This is a genomic window from Serratia sp. PL7, from assembly GCF_945957435.1.
In genome coordinates, this window is the sequence record NZ_CAMFLB010000001.1 from 1,677,386 (window position 1) to 1,695,214 (window position 17,829).

General features: G+C 57.2%; 21 protein-coding genes and 1 pseudogene. 12 read left to right on the plus strand and 10 right to left on the minus strand.

What is annotated here, in order from left to right; genetic code table 11:
- Positions 1 to 8: 8 nt before the first annotated feature.
- From N6G83_RS07995 to N6G83_RS08010, 4 genes are all read right to left on the minus strand, one after another.
- Positions 9 to 932: a TIM barrel protein gene (locus N6G83_RS07995; protein WP_049204204.1), complete on the minus strand. Its 924-nt coding sequence runs from the start codon at positions 930 to 932 to the stop codon at positions 9 to 11.
- 186 nt (positions 933 to 1,118) lie between these two features.
- Positions 1,119 to 2,150, minus strand: coding sequence for a LacI family DNA-binding transcriptional regulator (locus tag N6G83_RS08000; RefSeq protein WP_260515085.1), 1,032 nt, complete (start codon positions 2,148 to 2,150; stop codon positions 1,119 to 1,121).
- A gap of 72 nt (positions 2,151 to 2,222) precedes the next feature.
- Positions 2,223 to 2,639, minus strand: coding sequence for a DUF2000 domain-containing protein (locus N6G83_RS08005; protein WP_004941246.1), 417 nt, complete (start codon positions 2,637 to 2,639; stop codon positions 2,223 to 2,225).
- A gap of 98 nt (positions 2,640 to 2,737) precedes the next feature.
- Positions 2,738 to 3,196 carry a hypothetical protein gene (locus tag N6G83_RS08010; protein ID WP_043141449.1) on the minus strand — a complete coding sequence of 153 codons (459 nt, stop codon included), beginning with the start codon at positions 3,194 to 3,196 and terminating at the stop codon, positions 2,738 to 2,740.
- A 232-nt stretch (positions 3,197 to 3,428) separates the two neighbouring features.
- Between N6G83_RS08010 and N6G83_RS08015 the strand changes: the two genes are divergently transcribed.
- Positions 3,429 to 4,640 carry a CynX/NimT family MFS transporter gene (locus N6G83_RS08015; protein WP_260515087.1) on the plus strand — a complete coding sequence of 404 codons (1,212 nt, stop codon included), beginning with the start codon at positions 3,429 to 3,431 and terminating at the stop codon, positions 4,638 to 4,640.
- A 64-nt stretch (positions 4,641 to 4,704) separates the two neighbouring features.
- On the opposite strand, the gene N6G83_RS08020 is transcribed toward N6G83_RS08015, so the two are convergent.
- On the minus strand, positions 4,705 to 4,842 hold the full coding sequence (locus N6G83_RS08020; protein WP_162837928.1) for a hypothetical protein: 138 nt from the start codon (positions 4,840 to 4,842) through the stop codon (positions 4,705 to 4,707).
- Between the two features lie 294 nt (positions 4,843 to 5,136).
- Between N6G83_RS08020 and N6G83_RS08025 the strand changes: the two are divergent.
- Positions 5,137 to 6,254, plus strand: a pseudogene (locus N6G83_RS08025) (AI-2E family transporter).
- A gap of 93 nt (positions 6,255 to 6,347) precedes the next feature.
- A complete protein-coding gene (locus N6G83_RS08030; RefSeq protein ID WP_089195803.1) occupies positions 6,348 to 6,560 on the plus strand; it encodes a hypothetical protein in 213 nt (70 codons plus the stop codon).
- Here the strand turns inward: N6G83_RS08030 and N6G83_RS08035 are convergent.
- Positions 6,557 to 6,976, minus strand: coding sequence for a GNAT family N-acetyltransferase (locus tag N6G83_RS08035; RefSeq protein WP_148123354.1), 420 nt, complete (start codon positions 6,974 to 6,976; stop codon positions 6,557 to 6,559). The genes N6G83_RS08030 and N6G83_RS08035 overlap by 4 nt on opposite strands.
- Before the next feature lie 145 nt (positions 6,977 to 7,121).
- Here N6G83_RS08035 and N6G83_RS08040 point away from each other — a divergent pair, with 145 nt between their 5' ends.
- Both N6G83_RS08040 and N6G83_RS08045 read left to right on the plus strand, forming a co-directional pair.
- Positions 7,122 to 7,412 carry a hypothetical protein gene (locus N6G83_RS08040; protein ID WP_025302534.1) on the plus strand — a complete coding sequence of 97 codons (291 nt, stop codon included), beginning with the start codon at positions 7,122 to 7,124 and terminating at the stop codon, positions 7,410 to 7,412.
- A gap of 168 nt (positions 7,413 to 7,580) precedes the next feature.
- Positions 7,581 to 8,117, plus strand: coding sequence for a GNAT family N-acetyltransferase (locus N6G83_RS08045; protein ID WP_025302533.1), 537 nt, complete (start codon positions 7,581 to 7,583; stop codon positions 8,115 to 8,117).
- A gap of 116 nt (positions 8,118 to 8,233) precedes the next feature.
- Here N6G83_RS08045 and tolA read toward each other — a convergent pair whose 3' ends face one another.
- Positions 8,234 to 8,674, minus strand: coding sequence for a cell envelope integrity protein TolA (gene tolA / locus N6G83_RS08050; protein ID WP_043141467.1), 441 nt, complete (start codon positions 8,672 to 8,674; stop codon positions 8,234 to 8,236).
- A 346-nt stretch (positions 8,675 to 9,020) separates the two neighbouring features.
- On the opposite strand from tolA, the gene N6G83_RS08055 reads away from it, so the two are divergent.
- The 3 genes from N6G83_RS08055 (at position 9,021) to uspF (ending at position 10,162) form a co-directional block, all read left to right on the plus strand.
- Positions 9,021 to 9,254: a YgdI/YgdR family lipoprotein gene (locus N6G83_RS08055; RefSeq protein ID WP_019454814.1), complete on the plus strand. Its 234-nt coding sequence runs from the start codon at positions 9,021 to 9,023 to the stop codon at positions 9,252 to 9,254.
- A 12-nt stretch (positions 9,255 to 9,266) separates the two neighbouring features.
- The gene (locus N6G83_RS08060; RefSeq protein WP_025302531.1) at positions 9,267 to 9,494 is read left to right on the plus strand and encodes a YgdI/YgdR family lipoprotein; all 228 of its coding nucleotides are present in this window, start codon (positions 9,267 to 9,269) and stop codon (positions 9,492 to 9,494) included.
- Positions 9,495 to 9,712: 218 nt separating this feature from the next.
- A complete protein-coding gene (gene uspF, locus N6G83_RS08065; RefSeq protein ID WP_049204198.1) occupies positions 9,713 to 10,162 on the plus strand; it encodes a universal stress protein UspF in 450 nt (149 codons plus the stop codon).
- A gap of 345 nt (positions 10,163 to 10,507) precedes the next feature.
- Here uspF and N6G83_RS08070 read toward each other — a convergent pair whose 3' ends face one another.
- Positions 10,508 to 11,407 (minus strand): HNH endonuclease, encoded by a 900-nt coding sequence (locus N6G83_RS08070; protein WP_025302529.1) that lies wholly within the window; start codon positions 11,405 to 11,407, stop codon positions 10,508 to 10,510.
- Positions 11,408 to 11,617: 210 nt separating this feature from the next.
- Positions 11,618 to 12,871 carry an NADP-dependent isocitrate dehydrogenase gene (icd, locus tag N6G83_RS08075; protein WP_015377612.1) on the minus strand — a complete coding sequence of 418 codons (1,254 nt, stop codon included), beginning with the start codon at positions 12,869 to 12,871 and terminating at the stop codon, positions 11,618 to 11,620.
- A gap of 131 nt (positions 12,872 to 13,002) precedes the next feature.
- Here icd and rluE point away from each other — a divergent pair, with 131 nt between their 5' ends.
- The 4 genes from rluE to mnmA all read left to right on the plus strand — a co-directional run bounded on the left by rluE (position 13,003) and on the right by mnmA (position 15,653).
- Positions 13,003 to 13,629, plus strand: a complete 627-nt coding sequence (gene rluE / locus N6G83_RS08080; RefSeq protein ID WP_025302528.1) for a 23S rRNA pseudouridine(2457) synthase RluE — start codon at positions 13,003 to 13,005, stop codon at positions 13,627 to 13,629.
- Positions 13,630 to 13,651: 22 nt separating this feature from the next.
- Positions 13,652 to 13,990: a lysozyme inhibitor LprI family protein gene (locus tag N6G83_RS08085; RefSeq protein WP_025302527.1), complete on the plus strand. Its 339-nt coding sequence runs from the start codon at positions 13,652 to 13,654 to the stop codon at positions 13,988 to 13,990.
- 9 nt (positions 13,991 to 13,999) lie between these two features.
- On the plus strand, positions 14,000 to 14,446 hold the full coding sequence (locus N6G83_RS08090) for an NUDIX hydrolase (RefSeq protein WP_025302526.1): 447 nt from the start codon (positions 14,000 to 14,002) through the stop codon (positions 14,444 to 14,446).
- A 106-nt stretch (positions 14,447 to 14,552) separates the two neighbouring features.
- Complete coding sequence (gene mnmA, locus N6G83_RS08095) at positions 14,553 to 15,653, plus strand: tRNA 2-thiouridine(34) synthase MnmA (RefSeq protein WP_025302525.1); 1,101 nt, start codon at positions 14,553 to 14,555, stop codon at positions 15,651 to 15,653.
- 49 nt (positions 15,654 to 15,702) lie between these two features.
- Here mnmA and kup read toward each other — a convergent pair whose 3' ends face one another.
- Positions 15,703 to 17,571 carry a low affinity potassium transporter Kup gene (gene kup, locus N6G83_RS08100; protein ID WP_025302524.1) on the minus strand — a complete coding sequence of 623 codons (1,869 nt, stop codon included), beginning with the start codon at positions 17,569 to 17,571 and terminating at the stop codon, positions 15,703 to 15,705.
- Between the last annotated feature and the right edge of the window lie 258 nt (positions 17,572 to 17,829).

Here is a 17,829-nt window from a genome sequence, read left to right on the forward strand (position 1 = left end):
TCTCCTGATTAAAAGCCGAGGCCGCGCAAGTAGCGCAAGCTGGCGGTGACGTCCTGCAGGCTGCCCTGCACATTGCGCGGATCGCGTTCCTGCTCGATAGTGATCCAGCCCCGGTATCCGCGCTCGGCCAACAGCGCGCGCAGCTGCGGATAATCGATCGCCCCGCTGCCCAACGGGCACATGACACCCTCGGCGCAGGCGGTGAAAAAATCGACGCCGCGCGCCAGCACCTCGCGGAACACCTGCGGATCGACGTCTTTGAAGTGCAGATAATCGAGACGTTCAAAGTGCTTGCTCAACCAGGCAGCCGGGTCCAGCCCGGCGTAATACAGATGGCCGGTATCCAGGCACAATCCGGCGGTGTGATGCGGAATGTCCGCCGCCAACCGGTCGATTTCGTCGGCAAACTCGATGCAGCCACCGGCGTGCGGATGCACCACCGGCCGCACACCGTATTCCCGCCAGGCCAGTTCGCTGATGCGCGTAATGTGCCCGATCATCCTCTGCCACTCCCGCTGCGACAAACGCGGCGCTAAATCTGAACGCCCGGCGAACCTGGCGCGTTGCGGATTGCCGAAATCGATAATCACCAAGAACGGCGGCGCGGCGCGATCGCCCTCGGTCGGCTCCGCCCTGGGCGCCCGCGAGAGGTTGCGGCATATCCGATGAGTCAGAGCCAGCAGGCGCTCAATGTTCACCTCGCTGACCAGATCGTCAAAAATCGTGCCGGCCACTAGCGACAGGCGATGCTGCTCCAGCGCGGCGCACAGCGCCTCGCTCTGCGTCGGCAGATAGCCCCACGGCCCCAGCTCGATGCTGCGGTAGCCGGCCGCCGACGCTTCTTGCAGAACCGTGGCATAGGGCGGCAAATGGGGGTTGTTCGGATCATCCACGCCCCAACTGCAGGGCGCATTGGCGATAGGCAAAGTCATGGCGACGGCTCCTTTTTTGCGGGGAATGCCGGCAGTATCAAACAAAAATTCCAAAACCATCAATAATGAAAATTTTATTTTTTGATAGAGATCGCGCTATTTTTGATGAATTATTTGATAGTTTTTAATCAAATTGAGGCGACACCTGACTGCGCCATGACCTCGGCAAACACCACTCAGCGGCCGTCAGAGGTTTTCTTTGGTGATCACATCGAAGCGATTAATGATGTGGCGTAATCCCGGTTGTTCATCGGCAGCGAGCAGCGTCTCGACAATCGTGGCGGCCAACTCAGAAATGCGGTGACACAGCAACAGATCCACCGTGCCGTCGAGCAGCGCCATTTCACCGCCCTGCACCGGGCCGTGGCACACCAGCGTGATGTCGCGCTGCCGGCCGCTCTCTCGTAACGCCTGAATAATGCCCTCTACACCGCCGCTCGGCGCGTACAGCGCCGCCAGCTCCGGGTGGTTCGCCAGCAGTTCACGCGTGACCCGGCGCGCCGTTTCCGCGTCCTCGAGGCTGCGCACCGGTTCCAGCACACGCTGGCCGCTCATCTGCTCACGCAGGTAGGAGCGAAAACCGATCTCGCAGGCTTCCTGGCAAGTAAAACGGTTGTCGCCGATGATCACGCCAACATCTCCCTGACGCCGGCACAGACGGTCCACCGCCCAACCGGCGGTGCGGCCCGCTTTTTGATTATCCAGACCGATGTAGCCGGCGCGGCTGGGCACCGATAAATCCGACAGCAGCGCGAAAACGTTGATGCCCGCCTGCGTGGCTTCTTCTACGGCATAGTGGATCAGGGGGTGATCCAGCGCCAACACGCCGATCGCGTCCACCTGGCGGCTCAATTGGCTAATGGCGGCGGCGGTATCGCCGATGGCATTGAGAGAGTGGAAGATGAACTGCGGCGGCTGCCCCGGCTCATGATACGGCGCCGCTTGCACCATCAGTTCATCAGCCAGTTGCGCATAGAAAGAGTGTTCGCGCCGCAGTAGGATGAACCCCATTCTCAGGCGGCGTTCCGGCCTGCCCAGCACCGCCGACAGGCAGTGGGACTTTTCCAACGCGAACCCCAACTTTTTCGCCGCCTCAATCACCCGGCACTGGGTGGCGGGCCGCACCGACGCGCGTTGGTTGATCACCCGATCGACGGTGGCGATGCCGACCCGCGCCTCTCTGGCGATCGCCGCCATGGTGGTTTTCTTGCCGCTCATGTTCATCTCCATCAACGATTTGATGGAAAAATATCATAGACGTTGACGCCCCTGATGTGATGCCGTTCGCGATTAACGGTAGACGGAGAACTTCTTGGTGAGCGGCTTAAGCTGTTCAGTGTCGCCGTAGAGCGCTACCGCCACGAAGTCCAACTGCTCGTAGGGGGTATTGGCGGTGTCGGCGATCTGCTGCTCGGCGGAGTGCGACAGCATGGTGGTGGTGAAGAAGTTGGACAGCACGCCCTCCTCCTTGCACTTGAGGATCAGGTTGCTGAGCTGGCTGCTGTTCTTGGCCTGCAGGATGACGATCGGGTAGTGGCTCATATTGGCGCTGACGCCGTCGAGGCTGCTCGGGTAGTGGTGAAACTCGCGCTGCTCGATAAGATCGGTGATGCCCGCCGTCAGATGGCAGGAGGCGTTAAACAGAGTGGCCGGTTCGTGGTTGCGGTTGAGGATGATGTAGAATTTTTTCTCGTTGTCGCTGTACATACTCTTCTCCTTGAATAGACAACCCTTTTTACCCAAGCCAAGGGCGGTTTTCAAGGCGAGATAAGGGCCGCGTCCGGCCCCGTGATGACGTTTCAGCCTCAGATCCCGCCTTCGCCCGGGCCCAGCGGCTGCGCCACCTGATGCAGCACGGTGATGTTCTGCAGGATAGTGCCGCCGTCAATCGGTTTCATCTGGCCGTCGCGATCTTTATAGTGCGTCGGTTTGGCGCCGTGGAAAAACAGGCCAGCGTTAACCTGCACGCCCAGATAGCCTGCGCTGGCCGGCAGGCGCTGCACGTCGGTCCAGGGGTTGGAAACCGGCACGTACTGGAAGCCCTCGCCCGTCTTGGCGTATAGCGGGCGCAGCAGCGTGACAAAGGCCATCATCGGCGACAGCGCTTCTTTAAAGATCTGCACCGGCCGATCGACCGTCATCAAGAAACCCTGCGGTTGCTCCTCAACCGTGTCGAGGCTCAGGCTGCTGCTGATATCATCACCCCGGCCGCCATAGCTCCACTCCATCACCGGCGCTCCATTTTCATTCATCATCTCTGACATACACTGCTCCTTATAAATAAAATTGATCGGGCACGCTCGCTGCGTGCCGGAACAGTAAACCGCTGAACGGACACCCGCGTCCACGCCGGGTGGTACGCTGGCGAACCAAACAACGAGGTGCGCAAAATAAAGCTCGAAATGAATAATTTCCCCGCGTGACAGCGCAGCATTTGAACGACTTCTGTTGTAGCGCAGACGCATAGTGAGGGCGTTACCGCCTCTGGAGAGTGTTATGACCGCGATTAAACCGGACGCCATCGACCGCGTCCTTCCCGCCGCTACGCCCTGGCTAGCCGTCATCAACGTGCTGTTCGCCGGCATCGCCGCGGCGCTGCACGTAGGTAAGGCCACCATCGCGCTACCGGCGCTGCAGGCCGAATTCGGCCGTTCGCTCGAAACGCTGAGCTGGGTCATCTCGGCCTTTCCTTTCGTCGGGGTGTTCGGCGGCATCGCCGCCGGGCTGCTGGTGCGCCGCTGGGGCGATCGGCGCCTGCTGGCGGCGGGGTTACTGATCGTCAGCGCCGCCAGCTTTACCGGCGCCACGCTGCACGACTTCAACGGATTGATCGTCAGCCGCTTTGTCGAAGGCCTCGGCTTCGTGATCGTGGTGGTCGCCTCGCCGGCGGTGCTGAACCGCATCGTCGCCCCGGCGCAGCGCAGCCTGGTGTTCGGCATCTGGAGCACCTTCATGCCGGCGGGCATCGCCATTTCATTGTTTTTCGGCCCCCATCTCGCCGGCTGGCAACAGAGTTGGCAGGCCGGTGCGGCGTTGACGCTGCTGGCCGCCCTGCTGCTGCCGCTGACCACGCCCCGACGCGCCGCCAAGACGCACGTTCCGCCGTTGCAGCTGCGGCATGCGCTGGGCGCGATGCTGCGGGCACGCCAACCGCTGTTGCTGGCGCTGATGTTCGCCACTTACAACCTGCAGTTTTTCTCGGTGATGACCTTTCTGCCGATCTTCCTGATGCAGCGCATCGGCCTGTCGCTGGCGGCCGCCGGCGGCATCAGCGCAGCGGCGGTGGCGGCGAACATCATCGGCAACCTCGCCGCCGGGTTCTTGCTGTCGCGCGGTCTGCGGGCCGGTAGCCTGCTCGCGGCCACCAGCCTGGTCATCGGCATCTTCGGCATCGGCATTTTCCTGCCGATGACGCCCAACGGCCTGCTGATCCCACTGTGTTTCCTGTTCTGCGCCATCGCTGGCATGCTGCCCGCCACCATTCTGGCCGCCACGCCGGCGGCGACGCCGGAGCCCACGCTGTTGCCGCTGAGCCTGGGGCTGGTGATGCAAGGGAACTATCTCGGCCAGGTGATCGGCCCGTTCGCGCTGAGCGCCATCGTGGCCGCAGCCGGTTGGGTGGCGCCGGCGTGGCTGGTGCTGGCGGCGGCCCTGTTAGGGGCGCTGTTGGCGCTGGCTTTTCTCAGCAGGCGGCATAATGCAGGGTGATAAGCAGAAAAGTCGTTCTGTTTGTTATAAGCGGTACTGAATTTTCCCTGGTGCAGGTGCCTGCCTATCGCGAAGGATAAGGCCAATGATGATCGAGACCCGACAATGACAATGCGCCAGTGGCCGCGAAATACACCAGCAGGCCGGCAAAGGCGATCAGTAGCGTTTTCTCGATGACACCGAGTCGTTTGTGTTCAGTCATTTGCATACTCCTTCGTGATATCGGACGAAAGGCCGCCCTCCTAAAAACTAGGAAAGCCTGGCGCAGGCGGCAAGCGCGGCTCACAAAATGAAACACAATCGATAAATTTTGTTAATTATTTAGCCCTCTTTCTTTTCTCGCGCCGCCGCCTGTTCACCCTGCAGCGCCCGCCTTTCCCTTAGTAACCCTATGGTATACGCCGTTAAAAATCCCCTACCGGTTAAGCAAAGGTGATGATAGTGTTGTTTTCATTCAGTTCATCTATGCTGAAAATTCATCTTTTGAGGGACGACTATGATGTCTAAAGGCATTTCCAAGGGATTCTTTATTCTGATCCTGTTCATCGTTACCGCCGCCTTTCTCGACGTGCTGGGGCCTTATTACTCCTCAGTGCTGTGGGCGGTTATTCTGGCGGTGATTTTCCATCCGGTGAAAAAGAAGTTGAAGAGTACGTCGGCGAACGCAACGGCGTAGTGTCGCTGCTGACGGTGGCGCTGATCTGTCTGATCGTGTTCACGCCATTGGCGATCATCGCCTCATCGCTGGCGATGGAATTCAACGTGATCTACACCAAGCTGCAAACCAACAACAGCCAATTGCCGACCATGCTGGCGGACTTTATGCGTCACCTGCCCGGCTGGGCGCAGCGCTTCCTGGCGGAGCATAACCTCAACAGCGCCGCCGAGATCCAAAAGCAGCTTTCCGACGTGGCACTCAAGGGCGGGCAATATCTGGCGGGCAGCGTCTTCCTGATCGGCAAAGGCACCTTCAACTTCGTCGTCGGCTTCGGCGTGATGCTCTACCTGCTGTTCTTCCTGCTGAAAGACGGCCCCTATCTGGTGAACCTGGCGCTCGAAGCGCTGCCGCTCTCCCAGCACGTGAAGCACCACCTGTTCGTGAAGTTCGCCGCCGTCTCCCGCGCCACCGTCAAGGGCACGGTGGTGGTCGCCGTGGTGCAAGGTGCGCTCGGCGGGCTGGCATTTTACTTTACCGGCATCGACGGCAGCCTGCTGTGGGGCGCGCTGATGGCGTTCCTGTCGATCATCCCGGCCGTGGGCTCCGCCATCATCTGGGTACCGGCGGTGATCTACTTCTTCGCCACCGGCATGCTGTGGAAAGCCATTTTCCTGGTGGTATTCTTCGTGGTGGTGATCGGCCTGGTGGACAACATTCTGCGCCCACTGCTGGTAGGCAAAGACACCAAAATGCCGGACTACCTGATCCTGATCTCCACCCTGGGCGGCATGGAGATTTACGGCATCAACGGCTTCGTCATCGGGCCCTTGATCGCCGCGCTGTTCATCGCCTGCTGGAACATCCTGTCCGGCCGCGACAGCGAGGAGAACATCGAAGAGATCGACGAAGAATTCATCGAGGAAGGCAAAAATCATCCCGACGCGGCGGCGGAGTAACCCTCTCGCAGCGAATCACACAGGGGCCCAATTGGGCCCCTTTTTTTGTCTGTGGTATCCTTGCCCGGCTCACAAGGAAGAACGGGTTTCATTATGCTTATTTTTTACGCCACGTTGGCCATCGCCTTCACTCTGCTGTGCCTGTTAGCCTTTATCTATTGCGCCTATCAGCTGTCAAAACACGGTGACGTCAGGTTTTTGGCCTCGCTTTCGGTGCTGATCTTCGCGCTGCTGGCCTTCTATGCCGCTTATGGTTACGTCAGCACCTGGCTGCAACAGCAGGCGGTCGATGTCCGGCTGTATTAGCGCAGCGGGATGAAAAAGACCTGCTCCGGGTCGCCGTCATCGAGATTGTCAATTTGGCCGCTGGCGACAAACCCGGCGTTCAACAGCAGCCGCTGCATCGGCAGGTTGGAACGATTGGTGGAGGTGAACAGCTTCGGGTGCCGACACTGGGACTTCAACGCCGCAATCAACGCCTGCCCGACGCCCCGGCGGCGATAGCGCTCGCCGACCATCAGCATCTCGACAAAGCCGCAGCCGAAGAAGTGATAGTGCAGCACACCGTAGCCCATCACCACGCCCCGTTCTTCGGCAAGATAGCAGACACTCTGTGCGCACCAGGTGCGGATCTGCGCCGCGCGCTGCGGCTCGTCTTCGGCGACGCTGTCGAGGGCGATCAGGGCTGCGGCATCGGTTTCAGTGGCAAGACGAACACACATGTTTACCCCTCATTCTTATGAGTGACGGCGACACCGCTTCAACGAAACGGCAACCGAAGCGGGATAACTTTTACATCCCCGCCGAATTTTGTAATCCTATTATAGAGTTACTAAAACACACGCCAAGGAAGGAAAGCTTTTCCCGATGAGAATACCGCAAATCTCCGCCGCCCTGCTGTTTACCCTGCTGCTGGCGGGCTGCCAGTTCCACAAAACCGTGTTCCCGCCGCCGTATATCGGCACCCCGCAAGAGATCAGCACCTACGAAGTGAAAGGGCTGACGTTCGTCACCACCGTCACCTTCAGCGGCCTGTTCGCCGAAGATCTGGTGCGCGAATACGCACAGAAACATCACTATCGCTACTATGTGGTAACGATGCGCAGCAACGGTTTTAAAGATCGGGCCGAGCGCGTGAGCGCGATGATGTATCGGTAATACCAAACAAGTAGCCGGCGCGTTAAACCCAATGATAAAGTGATTTGCGACAAAGAGCTTGCCCGCACCTTAGCCGTAACCTTGTCATCTGCGCGCCAAGACGGGAAATTATCGCTCGTTCTCTCAGGGTAACATTACGATACGCTGCAACGCAGAAAAGGAACCGTTATGCCTTTACTCCCTGCCGTGCACATCGAAACCGAACGGTTGATATTACGTCCTCACAACCTGGCCGATTTCGATGCCTGGTATGCCATGTTTACAGATAAGGAACTGTTCAAATTTATCAGCGCCCCCAATCTTTCACCTGAAGACGGTTGGAATAGACTACTGCGCTATATTGGCCACTGGTCGGTTTTCGGCTATGGGCTGTTCGCCATATTTCGCAAAGTGGACGGACAGTTCCTGGGCGAGACCGGGTTGGCGGATTTTCATCGGGGTCTGGGCAATGACTTCGATGGGAGCCCTGAAGCCGCATGGATTATTGCCCGGGAGGCCCAAGGTCAGGGAGTCGCGCAAGAAGCGGCTGCCGCAGCGCATCAATGGATTGACAGCACGTTATCACCCGCTCAAACAGTTTGCCTTATCGGTGAAAACAATCGGCCTTCCGTTAAAATAGCTCAACATCTGGGTTACCAAATATTTGGCCAATGCGAATACAAAGGCGCATCTTGCTTAAAACTAAGACGGACAATAAAGACTTAAATCTAAATCCACCAGCCGCACAGGCTGGTGGAAGTCACGTGAACACCTAAATTTTTTACTAAAAGATCCCGCTGCAAAACACTGCGTTATACCAACCCCTTATTTCATCTAGCTGCTTAAGGACGCAGTTGCAACGTGATAATTTGGAACGCATTATGGGCCTCTGCCGTCGGCGGCTTAGGGAAGCGCGAATCGGCAATTGCCTTCATGGCGGCGCGGCAAAGATCCGGATCGCCTCCTTCAGTTCGAACACCGATTGGCATACCGTCCGGCGCCAGCGTGATACGCAATGTGCAACGCTTGCCCGAGTAGGCTTCGGCATCTTTCAAATGGCTTTGAATCACGGCCTGCAACTGGGCGATATAGCGTTCTTTCTCTTTTCCCGGTGCCGGCGCCTTTGGGTCGCCAAGATTGGCGAAAAGATCGTCAACCTTTTTATTTTCCGGATTGCTTTGGCTGGGGGCAGTACTCTTGGCACACCCCGTTAATGCCAGTGCGAACATTCCCGCCAATAATATGGCGGCGCCGGTTTTGTAGCCTGAATGCGTAATTTTCATATCCCTGTCCTTATGGATGATTATCAGCCAAATCAACGTGGTATTTGACAAGATCCCCGGTCAATACTTATACAGAATTCACGTAAAACCGCCAATGACATCAAGCTCTGGCACGCGGAAAATCGTGAGTAGATGATGATATGAAACCCTAACCCCATCGGCGGGCCGTACGCCTGAAGGCCATGACTTATCGACATCCCTCGGATGGGCAATCATCCCATCAATAAATTAAGAAATTCTTAATTTTTTATCGCATTAAAAGCACTTTTAACGCTAGCAATCTGAAGATTCTGCCTATACTTACTTTCCTGCCATTAAATTCATTTAAGTAACCAGGATGGTAAGTATGAAAAGTAAACGACTCTTTGCCGCGCTTCTTACTGCGACCACGGTGATGTTCATGGCGGGCTGCGCTTCCAATCAGGCGATTAAAACAACGGATGGCAAGACTATTGTCACCGACGGCAAGCCTCAAGTCGATAAAGATACCGGGTTAGTCTCCTACCGAAATGCAGAAACGGGCAAAACGGAACAGATCAATCGAGACCAGATTGCAAACATGAGTGAGTTGGATAACTAAAAGGAGCTTCAAATGAAAAAAGCGCTTGTTCTTCCCGCGATCGCCCTGGTTGCTATCGCCACACTGTCAGGCTGCACACGCACCAGCTACGCTATTCATACCCACGATGGCCGAACGCTCATCAGTGACGGTAAACCGAAAGAAACCTCTGCCGGTTTGCTCGGTTATACCGATGCCAATGGCGTTAAACAGCAAATCAACAAGACGGAAGTCAAAGAGGTTTCAGAGATCCCTCATTAAGGTTCCGATAATCTTAGCCCGCTAAAACCTAGGGAGCCCATGGCTCCCTCCCAACTCAAACACCAACCGTGCCTGCCCGCGTTTAATGAGAACGTCGATAACCACCTGACATTTCAGCAGACAACGTTCTCAGGTTTGCCATACGGATCTCCCCTTTCCCGGCGTCGAACGGCTATAATCCAAGAAGTGGAGTTATTTGATAACGATAAGGAGGGAGTATGTACAAAACTATTTTGGTTCCCGTGGATATTACCGAGCCGGAATTAACACAGCAGGTCATCCCGCATGTCAATGCGCTCGCCAGGCTCGAAGACTCCCACGTCCATTTCCTGGCGGTGATCCCGTCTCGCGCCACCTACGCGGCCTTCGGCTTTGCCGCCACCGCGGCGGTGGAAACCAAAGATGAAACTATTGCGGTAGCGACCGAGGGGCTGGCAAAAGCGGCGAAACAATTCAGCGTTCCCGAGGATAGAGTGACCACCCATGTGGCCGTCGGCGATCCCAAAGATCAGATCCTGGAACTCGCTGATGCGCTTAACGCGGAGATTATTGTGATGGGTTCCAACCGCCCTTCTGCAATGACTTACCTCCTCGGCTCGAATGCCACCGCCGTCGTCCGCCACGCCAATTGCCCGGTGCTGGTCGTGCGTGAATCGGCTAACGTTTGATATCTCTTACTCATTTGAACAATAAAAAACGGGAGCCCTAAGGCTCCCGCTCCCATTCAAGCGCCAAACACGCTTACATGTGTTTAATGATAGCATCGCAAGATTACTAGGCAGCGTTTGAATCTAGAGTGTATGACCAGCGATTTTCAACATTACTGATAACAACATCGATACATGGTCAATGCGATACTATCGGCCATAATCACAGTGACATGCCCCCATGGATTAATACAGCTCGCACTCTAACGAAAGTCCGCTTCTGGCAGAGAACTGCCCATCAGATTGGGATTGGTTCTGTACCGTATCAGGTCTGAACTAATACACTTGAGGGTCCCCCTCAAGCTTTTACTCTTTCTCGAACCCAAACGTCACGCGGTGCCGTTTTAAGTATTTTTTATTCTCCCCAAACAGCCCATCAATTTTTGAGTCCAAGGGAATTTTTAAATCATGAAGCAAACCTGCATATTCTTTCTTGTGCAATAAGCGTCCATTATCATCAAAACTGATCATGCCCCGGTCGAACAATCTGTCCAGATTAGGAATCAGGGGGAATCCGTTGTAAGGGTCAACTTTCTCTTTGTCATTTGAGATAGACCACGAAACAATATGAGAAGCGGTTAGCATTGACTCAAGCGCAATGCCGGTGACCGCGCATTTTCCGCCCCACTTCTTAAATAATTTATCGCGGTAGGGGCCGTGACCAACGCGAGCCTGAATGACGGCTGCTTTAGTGCTTCCTCTCGCCTCTTTTACCGTGGCCGTCTGTTTATTGAAGTCTATTGAAACGTTATCGTTAATAAAACTTGCTATCATTTTTGCTGCAGCCTCGGGTATTTCGCACATGTAAGTCTGCGTACAAAACCCGTTTTCAGCAAAAACTGTTGGCCGACTTAACTCATTAAACACAGTCAGAAATATGTCACTGAACTGCAAAACATCGATCGGGTGCTCTAAAACGGTCAAATCTACTTCTACTCGGGTACCTTCACGCTCCCACTTATCAAAAGATCGATTAGGTGGCCGCGGTGCATCATCAGCATCGGCTGTAGCAGTCGCTACATAGACAATCTCTCGATCCTTATTACAAAAGATGACGTCACCTGCTTTTACATCCTTCACTGTCTCCCAGGAGGCATTACTAAACTTTTTCCCGTGCTTATTCATGCCATATTGTGGAGCCCAGAGGAAATTTTGTTCTTTAACCTCATTAAAACTGCTACCAATATTCACCCAGAAAAAGCTCATTAACACTCCTTGTAGAATTTTATCTCATGCAAAAAAATGCGGCTGCAGGTAGTTTATCGTCCATTTCATTGCAAAGTTTAGACGCAGCTCAACCTTTAGATCTATACGCTCTAAAGCGCCAAAATGGCCGAGTTTTGATAACCGTTGCAGTTTGAATAATAAAAAACGGGAACCATCAGGCTCCCGTTATCATTTAACGCTAAAACACCATTACATGTGTTTAACGATAGCGTCGCCAAACTCTGAACATTTCAGCAGCTTAGCGCCTTCCATCAGGCGTTCGAAGTCATAGGTCACGGTCTTGGCAGCGATTGCGCCCTCCATGCCTTTAACAATCAGGTCAGCCGCTTCGAACCAACCCATGTGGCGCAACATCATCTCTGCGGACAGGATGATGGAGCCTGGGTTCACTTTGTCCTGGCCGGCGTACTTCGGCGCGGTGCCGTGAGTCGCTTCGAACAGCGCGCAGTCGGAGCCGATGTTGGCGCCCGGCGCGATACCGATGCCGCCAACCTGGGCCGCCAGGGCGTCGGAGATGTAGTCGCCGTTCAGGTTCATACAGGCGATCACGTCGTATTCCGCCGGGCGCAGCAGGATTTGCTGCAGGAAGGCGTCGGCGATCACGTCTTTAACCACGATCTCTTTGCCGGTGTTCGGGTTCTTGATCTTCAGCCATGGGCCGCCGTCGATCAGCTCGCCGCCGAACTCTTCGCGCGCCAGCTCATAGCCCCAATCCTTGAAGGCACCTTCGGTGAACTTCATGATGTTGCCTTTGTGAACCAGGGTCACGGAGTCGCGGTCGTTGGTGATGGCGTATTCGATCGCCGCACGCACCAGACGCTTGGTCCCTTCTTCGGAGCATGGCTTCACGCCGATACCGCACTGCTCTGGGAAGCGGATTTTCTTCACGCCCATTTCGTCGCGCAGGAATTTGATCACTTTGTCCGCTTCGGCGGAGCCGGCTTTCCACTCGATGCCGGCGTAGATGTCTTCGGCGTTTTCGCGGAAGATCACCATGTCGGTCAGCTCAGGCTGTTTCACCGGGCTTGGAGTGCCCTGGTAGTAACGCACCGGGCGCAGGCACACGTACAGGTCCAGCTGCTGGCGCAGGGCCACGTTCAGAGAACGGATGCCGCCGCCGACCGGGGTGGTCAGGGGGCCTTTGATGGCGACGCGGTAGTCGCGGATCAGGTCCAGAGTTTCGTCCGGCAGCCACACGTCTTTACCGTAAACGTGGGTAGATTTTTCGCCGGTGTAGATTTCCATCCAGGAGATTTTACGTTCGCCGTGGTAAGCCTTTTTAACGGCCGCATCAACCACGTGGATCATGGCAGGAGTCACGTCAACGCCAATGCCGTCGCCTTCGATGAACGGGATGATCGGGTTATGAGGAACAACCAGTTTACCCTGGGCGTCAACCGTGATTTTTTTACCTTCTGCCGGAACAACTACTTTGCTTTCCATCAACCTCTCCTTCAAGCGCAATTTTGTTAATGCTTTGTAAGATGCGTGTAGATACTACTTGAATATTCGGTCCGCGCCAATCCGAAACGGATTCGGTTATAATGCGCTTATCATCCGTAATCTCAACTGTTATGAAAAAATTCTCTGTTAGAAATCACAACGTTAAACGATTCAGCAAGCCGAATGCCGCCAAACCCGCCGCGCCGAAGGGGCCGCGTCGAATTGTGTTATTCAACAAGCCCTTCGACGTGCTGCCGCAGTTCACCGATGAAGCCGGCCGCGCCACGCTGAAAGAGTACATCCCCTTCCCCGACGTTTACGCCGCCGGGCGTCTGGATCGCGATAGCGAAGGGCTGCTGGTGCTGACCAACGACGGACAGCTGCAGGCGCAGCTCACCCAGCCGGGCAAGCGCACCGGCAAAATCTATTATGTGCAGGTCGAGGGCACGCCGCAGGAGAGCGATCTGGCGCCATTGCGCAGCGGCGTCACGCTGAAAGACGGCCCGACGCTACCCGCCGGTGTTGAGTTGGTGGCCGAGCCTCAGTGGCTATGGCCGCGCAACCCGCCGATCCGCGAGCGTAAATCCATCCCCACCAGTTGGCTGAAAATCACCCTGTTCGAAGGGCGAAACCGCCAGGTGCGTCGCATGACGGCGCATATCGGGTTCCCTACCCTGCGCCTGATTCGCTACAGTATGGGTAATCTTTCGCTGGGTTCACTGCAGCCTGGTGAATGGAAAAGCATCGATTCCCTGTAGACCGATAACTGATGGAGGCGCCATGAAATCCACGCCGATCGCGCTGCTGCTCGCCGCTCTGGCGGCCCCGTTCGCGGCCCAGGCCGCCAGCTTCGACTGCGCCAAGGCAGCAAACCGCGATGAGCAAGCCATCTGCGCCAACCGCACGCTGAACGATTTGGATGTGCAAATGGCCACCAAGTACCAATTCCTGCGCGGCCTGTTCGCCATGGGCGCGCGTGGCGCGATGCAGGACAGCCAGCAGGCCTGGCTGGCAAAACGCCAGCGGTGCGGCGGCGATACCGCCTGCCTGCTGCAAAGTTATCGCACCCGCATCGCCGAGCTGGACGACATCTACCGGCGCATCGACAAACCGCTGTAAGGAGACCGCATGTTCAAACCGCACGTCACTGTGGCCTGCGTGGTACACGCCGCCGGCAAATTTTTGGTGGTCGAAGAGACCATCAACGGCAAAGCGCTGTGGAATCAGCCGGCCGGCCACCTGGAGGCCGACGAGACGCTGGTGCAGGCCGCCGAGCGCGAGCTGTGGGAAGAGACCGGCATCCGCGCCACGCCGCAGGCGTTCCTGCGCCTGCACCAGTGGATAGCGCCGGATCGCACGCCGTTTCTGCGTTTTTGCTTCGTTATCGAGCTGGAACAGCCGCTGCCGACCGAGCCGCACGACAGCGACATCGATCGCTGCCTGTGGCTGAGCGCCGACGAGATTTTGCAGGCGCCCAACCTGCGTTCCGCGCTGGTGGCGGAGAGCATTCGCAGCTACCAGCAGCCGGAGCGCTATCCGCTGTCGCTGGTCGGCAGCTTCGCCTGGCCGTTTTAAGGGCGCCGAGCAGCACAAGATGACCAGTGCGCCGGCGCGGCCAACGTGGTAAAATCCTGCGCTTGTTTTTATCAGCACGGTTCGTGTTCAAGTTCGTGAGATCCCCATGTCAGACAACAGCCAGAAAAAAGTAATCGTCGGTATGTCCGGCGGCGTCGACTCCTCCGTTACCGCCTATCTGTTACAGCAACAGGGCTATCAGGTCGCTGGGCTGTTCATGAAAAACTGGGAAGAAGACGACGACGAAGAGTACTGCTCCGCCGCGACCGATCTGGCCGACGCGCAAGCGGTCTGCGACAAGCTGGGCATCGAACTGCACACGGTGAACTTCGCGGCGGAATACTGGGACAACGTGTTTGAGCTGTTCCTGGAAGAGTACAAGGCCGGCCGCACGCCGAACCCGGACATCCTGTGCAATAAAGAGATCAAATTCAAAGCCTTCCTGGAGTTTGCCGCCGAAGATCTTGGGGCCGATTTTATCGCCACCGGCCACTACGTGCGTCGCCAGGACGTGGACGGCAAGAGCCGCCTGCTGCGCGGCGTCGACGGCAACAAAGATCAGAGCTACTTCCTCTATACCCTGAGCCACGAGCAGGTGGCGCAAAGCCTGTTCCCGGTCGGGGAGTTGGAGAAGCCGGAGGTGCGCCGCATCGCCGAGCAACTGGAGCTGGTCACCGCCAAGAAGAAAGACTCCACCGGTATCTGCTTTATCGGCGAACGTAAATTCCGCGACTTCCTCGGCCGCTACCTGCCGGCGCAGCCGGGCCCGATCGTCAGCGTCGACGGCCAGACCGTCGGCGAACACCAGGGCCTGATGTATCACACCCTGGGCCAGCGCAAAGGGCTGGGCATCGGCGGTATGAAAGACAGCAGCGAAGATCCGTGGTACGTGGTGGATAAAGACGTGGCCAACAACGTGCTGGTGGTCGCGCAGGGGCACGATCACCCGCGCCTGATGTCCGTCGGCCTTATCGCGCAGCAGTTGCACTGGGTTGATCGTCTGCCGCTGACCGGCCCGTTCCGCTGCACGGTGAAGACCCGCTATCGCCAGCAGGACATCCCTTGCACCGTGACCCCACTCGACAGCGAACGCATCGAAGTGCGTTTCGACGAGCCGGTCTCCGCCGTCACCCCCGGCCAGTCGGCGGTGTTCTACCAGGGCGAAATCTGCCTCGGCGGCGGCATTATCGAACAGCGCCTGGCATAATTCGTCTGTCGCAAGAAAAACGCTGCGTTTACCGCAGCGTTTTTTTTATTCAAAATTCCACCTGTGCCCCCAGTTCAATCACCCGATTCGGCGGGATTTCGAACAGATCCGGCGCCCTCAGCGCGTTGCGCTGCAACAGCTGGAATACCTTGCCACGCACGCGCAGATACCAGGGGCGCTTGCCTAATACCAGCGTATCGCGCGACATGAAGAACGAGGTCTCGTTCATGGTGAAGCTCATCCCCTCCAGCCCGCAGCGATAAAGGATGTCCGTCACGTTGGGCGTCTCGCGCCAGCCGTAGCTTGCCACCACCCGCCAAAAGCTCGCCGACAGCTGTTCAATCGCCACCCGCTGCACGTTGTGCACGTACGGCATGTCGGTGGTGACGATGGTCAGCAGCACCACACGCTCATGCAACACCTTGTTGTGCTTCAGGTTGTGCAACAATACCAGCGGCACCGCATGCGGTGTGCGCTCCATAAACACCGCGGTGCCCGGCACCCGCTTCGGCGGCGCTTTCTCCAGCGACTCGATCAGCGCGCTCAGCCCTTCCTGATTGTCGCGCAACCGGCGGATCAGACGCGAACGCTCGGTCTTCCAGGTCAGCATGATCAGCAGAATCGTCAGCCCAAGCGCCACCGGCAGCCAACCGCCGGTCGCCAGCTTGATCAGGTTGGCACCGAACAGCGGTACGTCGATGCACAGCATGACCAGCAGCATCAGCCCGCCCAACGCGCGCGGCCAGCCCCAGTTTTTCACCGCCACAATGCTCAGCAAAATCGACGACAGCAGCATGGTGCCGGTCACCACGATGCCATAAGCCGACGCCAGGTTGCTGGAGTGTTTGAAACTGATAATCACGATCAGCACCGCTGCGAACAGCAGCCAGTTCACCACCGGAATGTAAATCTGCCCGGATTCCTGATCGGAGGTATAGATGATACGCATCGGCGGCAGGTAGCCCAGCCGCACCGCCTGGCGCGTCAGCGAGAACACGCCGGAGATCACCGCCTGCGAGGCGATCACCGTCGCCAGCGTGGCAATCACCAGCAGCGGGAGCAGCGCCCAGGTCGGCGCCAGCAGGAAAAACGGGTTGTTGATCGCCGCCGGATTGGCCAGCAACAGCGCTCCCTGGCCGAAGTAGTTCAACACCAGCGCCGGCGCCACCAGCGTAAACCACGCCAAACGGATCGGCTTTTTACCGAAGTGGCCCATATCGGCGTACAGCGCTTCGGCACCGGTGACCGACAGCACCACCATGCCCAGCGCAAAGAATGACACCGCCTTGTATTCGAGGAAGAAATTCACCGCCCAGTAAGGGTTCAGCGCCCGCAGCACGCCGGGGTGATGCAGAATGCCGCCGATGCCCAGCAGCGCGAGTGTCAGGAACCAGATAACCATCGCCGGGGCGAACAATTTGCCGACGCTGCCGGTACCGCGCTTTTGGATCGCGAACAACGCGGTTAGCACCAGCAGCGACAGCGGCACGATAAAGCTGTCCAGCTCGGGGGCGATAATCTGCAGCCCCTCGATGGCCGAGAGCACCGAAATGGCCGGAGTGATCACCCCGTCGCCGTAAAAGAAGCTGCCGCCCACCAGCCCGATCAGCACCGCCGCCGGTACCCAGCGTGCATCCAGCTTGCGGATCGCCAGCGACATCAGTGTCAGAATGCCTCCCTCGCCGTCGTTGTCGGCACGCATCACAAAACAAATGTACTTAATTGACACCACCAGCGTCAGCAGCCAGAAAATCAGCGACAAAAAGCCGTAAATCGAGGCCGGCGTCAGGGTGATGCCCTCCTCCGCCGTCAGGCATTCGCGCAAGGTATACAGCGGGCTGGTACCGATATCGCCGTACACCACGCCGATGGCCGCCAGCGTTACCGCCGGCAGTGGCTGCTTGTTTTTTACGTGCATATAGAGGTCTTTATTTAAGGGTTCACGTTGGCAGTATAGATGCAGCCACCGCACTTTATTTGTCGCCGCAACAATAAGTTCGCACCGCCGCGCCGGCGATTTTCGCCGCCTATTTGCGCAGTTCTGCGCCGCACGGCGCATCCGCCTTGCCGCAGGCGTATTAGACGCTGGGTTTACCCTCGATTTTGTGGCATGATCCGCGGCATTCGTTGTCATCGTTGTTACAGCCACGCCCGATCGTTCCCGTTCGCGGCCGCC

Excerpts from the sequence above, each read along its gene's own strand:
- N6G83_RS07995 (WP_049204204.1), bottom strand. The coding sequence starts at position 932 with ATGACTTTGCCTATCGCCAATGCGCCCTGCAGTTGGGGCGTGGATGAT.
- N6G83_RS08000 (WP_260515085.1), bottom strand. The coding sequence starts at position 2,150 with ATGAGCGGCAAGAAAACCACCATGGCGGCGATCGCCAGAGAGGCGCGG.
- N6G83_RS08005 (WP_004941246.1), bottom strand. The coding sequence starts at position 2,639 with ATGTACAGCGACAACGAGAAAAAATTCTACATCATCCTCAACCGCAAC.
- N6G83_RS08010 (WP_043141449.1), bottom strand. The coding sequence starts at position 3,196 with ATGTCAGAGATGATGAATGAAAATGGAGCGCCGGTGATGGAGTGGAGC.
- N6G83_RS08015 (WP_260515087.1), top strand. The coding sequence starts at position 3,429 with ATGACCGCGATTAAACCGGACGCCATCGACCGCGTCCTTCCCGCCGCT.
- N6G83_RS08020 (WP_162837928.1), bottom strand. The coding sequence starts at position 4,842 with ATGACTGAACACAAACGACTCGGTGTCATCGAGAAAACGCTACTGATC.
- N6G83_RS08030 (WP_089195803.1), top strand. The coding sequence starts at position 6,348 with ATGCTTATTTTTTACGCCACGTTGGCCATCGCCTTCACTCTGCTGTGC.
- N6G83_RS08035 (WP_148123354.1), bottom strand. The coding sequence starts at position 6,976 with ATGTGTGTTCGTCTTGCCACTGAAACCGATGCCGCAGCCCTGATCGCC.
- N6G83_RS08040 (WP_025302534.1), top strand. The coding sequence starts at position 7,122 with ATGAGAATACCGCAAATCTCCGCCGCCCTGCTGTTTACCCTGCTGCTG.
- N6G83_RS08045 (WP_025302533.1), top strand. The coding sequence starts at position 7,581 with ATGCCTTTACTCCCTGCCGTGCACATCGAAACCGAACGGTTGATATTA.
- tolA (WP_043141467.1), bottom strand. The coding sequence starts at position 8,674 with ATGAAAATTACGCATTCAGGCTACAAAACCGGCGCCGCCATATTATTG.
- N6G83_RS08055 (WP_019454814.1), top strand. The coding sequence starts at position 9,021 with ATGAAAAGTAAACGACTCTTTGCCGCGCTTCTTACTGCGACCACGGTG.
- N6G83_RS08060 (WP_025302531.1), top strand. The coding sequence starts at position 9,267 with ATGAAAAAAGCGCTTGTTCTTCCCGCGATCGCCCTGGTTGCTATCGCC.
- uspF (WP_049204198.1), top strand. The coding sequence starts at position 9,713 with ATGTACAAAACTATTTTGGTTCCCGTGGATATTACCGAGCCGGAATTA.
- N6G83_RS08070 (WP_025302529.1), bottom strand. The coding sequence starts at position 11,407 with ATGAGCTTTTTCTGGGTGAATATTGGTAGCAGTTTTAATGAGGTTAAA.
- icd (WP_015377612.1), bottom strand. The coding sequence starts at position 12,871 with ATGGAAAGCAAAGTAGTTGTTCCGGCAGAAGGTAAAAAAATCACGGTT.
- rluE (WP_025302528.1), top strand. The coding sequence starts at position 13,003 with ATGAAAAAATTCTCTGTTAGAAATCACAACGTTAAACGATTCAGCAAG.
- N6G83_RS08085 (WP_025302527.1), top strand. The coding sequence starts at position 13,652 with ATGAAATCCACGCCGATCGCGCTGCTGCTCGCCGCTCTGGCGGCCCCG.
- N6G83_RS08090 (WP_025302526.1), top strand. The coding sequence starts at position 14,000 with ATGTTCAAACCGCACGTCACTGTGGCCTGCGTGGTACACGCCGCCGGC.
- mnmA (WP_025302525.1), top strand. The coding sequence starts at position 14,553 with ATGTCAGACAACAGCCAGAAAAAAGTAATCGTCGGTATGTCCGGCGGC.
- kup (WP_025302524.1), bottom strand. The coding sequence starts at position 17,571 with ATGCACGTAAAAAACAAGCAGCCACTGCCGGCGGTAACGCTGGCGGCC.